This window comes from Deltaproteobacteria bacterium, assembly GCA_030654105.1.
In the GTDB taxonomy this organism is placed as follows: domain Bacteria; phylum Desulfobacterota; class SM23-61; order SM23-61; family SM23-61; genus JAHJQK01.
Genome location: JAURYC010000066.1, coordinates 1 through 5,805, shown reverse-complemented (window position 1 = coordinate 5,805; position 5,805 = coordinate 1). Strand labels below are relative to the sequence as shown.

Here is a 5,805-nt window from a genome sequence, read left to right as displayed (position 1 = left end):
TCCCTTCAAAAAGGGCATTTTAGCATCTCTAAAATAGGACATTTCTAAATTGGCAAAATACGACATTATCACGTTGGCGGGACATTCCTGAAACCCGTAAACGCGTAACGCGGAACTTTTTATCCTTGAACCCTGTCTTTTAGCGGGTCAAGAGAATTAGGGCCAGGCAGGCAAAGACAAGGCCCAGGACTTTGGATACGGTCACGGGTTCATGCAAAAAAATAAAACCCAGGATTGCTGGAATGATCAGATTCAGGCTGAAAATGGGAATGACTACTGAAAGGGGACCGCGGGCGATGGCCGTATAATAAAGCACCATAATTGCCGACCACCAAGCCCCGATCAGACAACCATATAGAACGTATTTATTCCACACCAGCGGAACCTTGGTATACCCCAGGTAAAAAAACAACCCCACCAGCCCGATTCCAAACTTGGTGACCAAGAGCAAAGCGGGGTGAAGGTTTTGGCTGACCAGTTTAACGGCAAAAGTGTTAAAACCGATCAGCACCATAGAAAGCAACGTCATGGTCAGATAATCCATTTACTCGACTCCTCATTCCCATTGCCAATCATTCTTCGAGCTTTTTTCTCTCCCCAGGCAATTCCCCGAAAAAATTAAAAGCCCGCCACCGCGGACCAGATCTGGCCAAAGTTAAAAGAAATTGTTTGCTTTTAGTTAAAAGCTACAAGTTAAAAGTAAAATTGGCGTAGCAAATTTTCTGGCGGAGAGAGCGGGATTCGAACCCGCGGTACACCTTTCGGCATACACTCGCTTAGCAGGCGAGCACCTTCGGCCAGCTCGGTCATCTCTCCGTTTTTTATAAATTTAATAGGACGCAGATTTGCGCAGATAACAACGGATAATTATTTTCTTTTTATTTTATCCTGATAATCTGTGTGCATCCGTGTCCAAATAGGAATTTTTTATATAATTAAATTATTCGGGACGCAGATTTTCGCAGATACCCGCAGAAAAATATTTTGTTTTTAAGATGTTAATCCTGAAAATCTGCGTTTATCTGCGTCCAATTATATTAAATTTCCTGGCGGAGGGAGTAGGATTCGAACCCACGTCCCCTCTCGGGGAAACGGTTTTCAAGACCGCCGCCATCGACCACTCGGCCATCCCTCCGGGAAAAGCTTTTATGGGACGCAGATTGCCGCAGATTCACCGGATAGAAAATAATTAAGAAACCAAAAATAGAATTTAGATCAAATCCATTTCTAGATCTTATCTGCGAAAATCTGCGTTTTATCTGCGTCCTATTTGCGTTTGGTAATTTTTCCCGCGCCGCCCATATACGACCGCAGGACTTCGGGGATTGTAACGGAGCCATCTTCATTCTGGTAGTTTTCCAGAATCGCCACCAGGGTTCGACCGATAGCCAGGCCTGAACCGTTAAGGGTGTGCACGAACTCTGTTCCTTTTTTCCCCTTGGGCCGATAACGAATGTTCGCCCGCCGCGCCTGAAAATCTTCAAAGTTGCTGCAAGAAGATATTTCCTTGTAAGCCCCCTGCCCGGGCAACCAGGCTTCCAGGTCATAGGTTTTCGCGGCCGAGAAACCCAAGTCGCCTGTGCAAAGCATCACCACCCGGTAGGGAATCCCTAAGCGCCTCAACACCTCTTCCGCATCCTCGGTTAGGCTTTCCAGTTCAGCGTAAGAGGCCTCCGGGGTGGTAAATTTCACCAGCTCCACCTTGTTGAACTGATGCTGCCGGATCAACCCCCGGGTGTCCTTCCCGTAAGAACCTGCTTCTTTGCGAAAACAGGGGGTGTAGGCCGTATAACAAAGGGGGAGTTCTTCTTCCGTCAGAATCTCATCCTGGTGGATATTGGTGACAGGAACTTCAGCCGTGGGAATTAAAAAATAATCCGGCTCGTCAAGCTTGAATAAATCCTCCTCGAACTTGGGAAGTTGGCCGGTTCCCGTCATGGTCTTGCGATTTACCAGGAAGGGAGGCAGAACCTCACGGTAGCCGTGCGAACCCGTGTGTAAATCCAGCATGAAATTCATCAGGGCCCTTTCCATCCTGGCTCCCCCGTCTTTGTACAGGGTAAACCTCGCTCCGGTGATCTTCGCGCCCCGGTCGAAATCCAGAATATCTAAAGTTTCCCCGATTTCCCAGTGCAGTCGGGGGGTGAATGAAAATTCCGGAATCTTTCCCCACCGGCGCATTTCGAGGTTGTCGGCCTCCTCCTGGCCGATGACCACACTCTCGTGGGGGATGTTGGGGATCACCATCAGGATTCCGCGGAGGTCCTCTTCTATCGCGTTCAACTTGCCTTCCAGCTCCTTGATCCGGGAAGATACCTCCTTCATCTGGGCGATCTCCGGGGAAGCATCTTCTTTTTTTTTCTTTTTTCCCGCGATCAGGTCAGAAACCTGGTTACGTTGGGCGCGCAGAGATTCCGTTTCCCGCAAAATCTCCCGGCGTTCGGAATCCAAACGGGCAAAAGAATCCCAGTCGATGGCCTGACCTCGCCGGCCAACCTTTTCCTTTACCTCCTCCCAATGTTCGCGAACAAACTTCAAGTCCAGCACAGTGGTTTCCTCACCCCAACCCTCTCCCGCCAGAGGAGAGGGGGTTTCCGGATGAAAACAAGATAACGGGAGATTGCTTGGTCACCTCTCCTTCTAAAAAAACTTTTTCATCAATTATTGCGAGTGGAGTTCTGCCCTAAGCTTTTATAAGTAAGTTATCATTTCATTGGCTGGGAGTCAACTCTGAAAGGGCGAGATGAAAGGGCGAGAACACCGGGGCTTCATCTGTGGGCGGTGGATTTTTTCCTCTTCAAAAGAAAATACACCAGGGCGGCCACCCCGCCCAGGACAGCTCCTACCTTGAGGAGAAAATCGATGCGGGTAAAGAGTTCGGTTAACCAGCCGATATTCGCTCCGAAGAAATACCCCAAAAGGAGAAGAAGGGGAACCATGATGAGAGCGGCCAGGGTATCGAGGATTAAGAACTTCCCAGGCTTCATTCCCATAGTTCCGGCTGCCAGGAATGCGGCCACTCGGAAACCAGATAGAAATCGGGCAATGAAGATGGTCTTACTCCCATGATCGCCAAAAAATTGCTTCGCCCGCTCCAAGCGGCTTTCAGAAAAAATCTTCCGCATTTGACGGTGGGTGATGATGCCCTGGCCCCATTTCCGCCCAATGGAGTACATGGCCATATCTCCGATTAAAACGCCAACGAATACAGTGGCCAGCGTGGGGTAGAAACGGATAATCCCCAAATGAACGAAAAACCCGCCGGCGAGCAAGGTAAGTTCTTCCGGGATGGGCAAACCCAATCCGCACAAGAAGAGGATCAGGAAAAGCCCAGCGTAAATAAACTGCTCAGAGTAGTTGGTGAGGAAGATGACTAAATCAGGCAAAGTTCATCTTGCTCCTGCAGGAGTCAGCCTCAGACAAGGGGAGGCTTTGGGGCTTCCGGGGATTTCACCGAAAGTTCAGGGTTTTCCTCCTTCGAGGGCTGGGGTTCAATCTCTTCTTTCAATGCTTTGACTTGTTCCCCTAAGTCGCGGGCCTTCGCTCGAAGTTTCCACCTTTCTCCCCAACCTATTGAAAATCCTACCACCATCCCGGCGACAAGAGAAGCCAGAATCAATAGAAAAAGGGGAAAGGAACCCGTATGCCACCCGAAGAAATAACCGAGTGAAATTTCCTGGCGATTTAAAGTACAGAAAGTCGCCCCGAGGACAATAAAAAGAATGATAAAAATTATTTTCGTCACTCTCAAACCGCCGCTAAGATTTTGACCCGGAGGTCCGCAGGATTTTCCTGCGGTAAATAAAAGATAGCAAGAGTTTCAAAGAGATGTCAATCTTTTTCTCATCAAGTGAAGCATAGGTGCAGGCAATTATTCCATTGCCATGAAGAGATCATTGTGTTATATAGTCACTTTATTTCGATTGGAAGAAGTGCCCAGCGAAGCTCGGGGATTTTTCAAAGGAATCCCCAGCCGTGGTTTATCTTGTGAAGTCTTATATATTAAAAAGGTTGTTTCATTCCATTTTTGTCCTCATTGGCATCTCGGTGGTGGTTTTCATCATTCTCCACCTCACTGGCGACCCGGCAGCCTTGCTGATGCCCATGGACGCCACCCCAGAGCAGGTCGCTCAATTCCGCAAGGAGATGGGGTTCACCGACCCTTTGCTTGTACAATACTGGAGATTTTTTAAAGGCACACTCCGTTTAGATTTTGGCCTCTCCTTTCGCCACAGCCAGCCGGCTTTGGACCTGGTACTGGAACGCATGCCGGCCACCATCCAGTTGACCATAACGGCGATGATCATCGCGATGATCATCGCCGTTCCCGTAGGAATTATATCCGCCATCCGGCGAAACTCCATCCTGGATCATATTGGGATGACCGGCGCCCTCCTCGGGCAGTCCACCCCCGTCTTCTGGCTCGGGATAATGCTGATCCTCGTCTTTTCGGTGACCTTCCAGTGGTTTCCTTCTTCCGGCCGGGGAACTCTTCAACACCTGATCCTTCCCGCGGTCACCCTGGGCATGTTCAGCATGGCCCGGACCGCTCGCATGATGCGCTCCAGCATGCTCGAGGTTCTCGGGCAGGAGTACATGAAAACCGCTCGGGCGAAAGGGCTGAGCCCAAGAATGGTTATTCTGAAACATGCCCTGAAGAATGCTTTAATTCCTGTGGTAACGATCGTCGGAATGGAGTTGGGGACTCTCCTTGGGGGAGCGGTGATCACGGAGACCATCTTTGCCTGGCCAGGGGTGGGGCGTTTAGCCGTGCAGGCGATATACAACCGGGATTATCCGGTTGTGCAAGCAGCGGTTTTTCTCCTGGCATCGATTTTTGTCCTGGTCAACCTGGTAGTCGATATTCTCTATACCTACCTGGATCCGCGGGTAAAGTTGGGGTGAAAGAATAGATCATGGATTTTTTAGAGAATGCCGCAAAAACTTTAGACTTCGTGGGAGAAGATCGAAGAGTCACCCGAGGGCAGAAAGTCCTGCGCAAGCTGCTGGAAAACAAAGGGGCCGTTTTTGGCCTGATCATGGTTTTGGGGGTTATTTTTTCAGCTATTTTCGCTCCCTTGATTTCCCCCCATGACCCCATCCTCCAAGACGTAGAAAAACGACTTCTTCCTCCCTTGGGCCAAGCAGGGACCGACCCCAATTACCTTTTGGGGACTGACCACCTGGGGCGGGATATTATCAGCCGATTGATCTACGGCGCCCGGATCTCTATCGTGGTCAGTGTTTCCGCCGTTGTCTTCTCTGCTTTTCTGGGGACCATCATCGGTCTTTTCTCCGGTTTTTACGGCGGGAAGATAGACAGCGTATTTATGCGCTTGGCCGATGTCCAATTGGCCTTCCCCTTCATCCTTCTTGCTATTGCCATTATTGCCGTTCTGGGGCCTAATCTGCAGAATATCATCATCGTCATGGGCATTACCGGATGGGTGATCTATGCCCGGGTAGTGCGGGCAGAAGTTCTTTCCTTGAGGGAGAAGGAATACGTAATGGCTGTCCGAGCCCTGGGCGGGTCCAACGGCCGAATTATTTTCAATCATCTCTTGCCCAACGTGGTTCCCCCCATTATCGTCATTATCACTTTAGAGATGGCCCGCATGATCATCATGGAAGCGGCTCTCAGCTTCCTGGGCTTAGGAATTCAACCTCCCACCCCAACCTGGGGTGGAATGCTTGCTGATGGCCGGGTGTATCTGGTAACATCCTGGTGGCTGGCCACATTTCCCGGGCTGGTGATCATGCTGGTGGTTTTGGGGATCAACCTGTTAGGGAACTGGCTAAGGGATA

General features: G+C 50.0%; 6 protein-coding genes and 2 tRNA genes. 2 read left to right on the top strand and 6 right to left on the bottom strand.

Annotated features, from left to right (window positions below; translation table 11 throughout):
* Positions 1–139 precede the first annotated feature (139 nt).
* From Q7V48_02610 to Q7V48_02585, 6 genes are all read right to left on the bottom strand, one after another.
* A complete protein-coding gene (locus Q7V48_02610) occupies positions 140–544 on the bottom strand; it encodes an EamA family transporter (GenBank protein ID MDO9209630.1) in 405 nt (134 codons plus the stop codon).
* Positions 545–723: 179 nt separating this feature from the next.
* A tRNA-Ser gene (locus tag Q7V48_02605) sits at positions 724–816 on the bottom strand.
* A 231-nt stretch (positions 817–1,047) separates the two neighbouring features.
* A tRNA-Ser gene (locus Q7V48_02600) sits at positions 1,048–1,135 on the bottom strand.
* Between the two features lie 131 nt (positions 1,136–1,266).
* Positions 1,267–2,547: a serine--tRNA ligase gene (serS, locus tag Q7V48_02595; protein ID MDO9209629.1), complete on the bottom strand. Its 1,281-nt coding sequence runs from the start codon at positions 2,545–2,547 to the stop codon at positions 1,267–1,269.
* Positions 2,548–2,768: 221 nt separating this feature from the next.
* Positions 2,769–3,386 carry a DedA family protein gene (locus tag Q7V48_02590; GenBank protein MDO9209628.1) on the bottom strand — a complete coding sequence of 206 codons (618 nt, stop codon included), beginning with the start codon at positions 3,384–3,386 and terminating at the stop codon, positions 2,769–2,771.
* Between the two features lie 29 nt (positions 3,387–3,415).
* Positions 3,416–3,745 carry a LapA family protein gene (locus Q7V48_02585; protein MDO9209627.1) on the bottom strand — a complete coding sequence of 110 codons (330 nt, stop codon included), beginning with the start codon at positions 3,743–3,745 and terminating at the stop codon, positions 3,416–3,418.
* Between the two features lie 242 nt (positions 3,746–3,987).
* Between Q7V48_02585 and Q7V48_02580 the strand changes: the two genes are divergently transcribed.
* Positions 3,988–4,905, top strand: a complete 918-nt coding sequence (locus Q7V48_02580) for an ABC transporter permease (GenBank protein ID MDO9209626.1) — start codon at positions 3,988–3,990, stop codon at positions 4,903–4,905.
* A gap of 11 nt (positions 4,906–4,916) precedes the next feature.
* A partial coding sequence (locus Q7V48_02575) for an ABC transporter permease (protein ID MDO9209625.1) occupies positions 4,917–5,805 on the top strand: 889 nt, incomplete at its 3' end.